The sequence below is a fragment of the Sulfitobacter sp. HI0040 genome, assembly GCF_001634885.1.
Classification (GTDB): Bacteria; Pseudomonadota; Alphaproteobacteria; order Rhodobacterales; family Rhodobacteraceae; genus Sulfitobacter.
Genome location: NZ_LWEX01000298.1, coordinates 1 through 381 on the forward strand (window position 1 = coordinate 1; position 381 = coordinate 381).

Below are 381 nucleotides of genomic sequence, written 5' to 3' on the forward strand. Positions count from 1 at the left end.
GGGAACGCTCAAATCCGAGGATGGAACCGTTTCGGCGGGGTCCATCGTTCTGGACGGAACCCCCATTCAGAACATGGAAGCCTCGGAAGTAGTGAAAAAAGGTCTCATCCATGTGATGGAAGGCCGGCGCGTTTTGCGGCATCTGACGTCAGAGCAAAACCTGATCGTCGGCGGGCACATGGTGCCCAACTCCGCCGAGCTGAAAAAGCGCCTGGACCATGTTTACACCTTGATGCCCCGGCTTGCGGACCTGCGCAACCGCACCTCTGGCTTCATGTCTGGTGGCGAACAACAACTGCTGCTGATCGGCCGGGCCATGATGGCCAGCCCCAAGATCATCGCGATCGACGAACCGTCGTTGGGATTGGCCCCGATGATGAT

At 58.5% G+C, this 381-nt stretch carries 1 protein-coding gene; it reads left to right on the forward strand.

The annotated features are described in order from the left end of the window. Window positions 1–73: 73 nt before the first annotated feature. Window positions 74–381 (forward strand): ATP-binding cassette domain-containing protein (locus tag A3728_RS14035; RefSeq protein WP_236630510.1); only part of this gene is annotated, 308 nt, incomplete at its 3' end.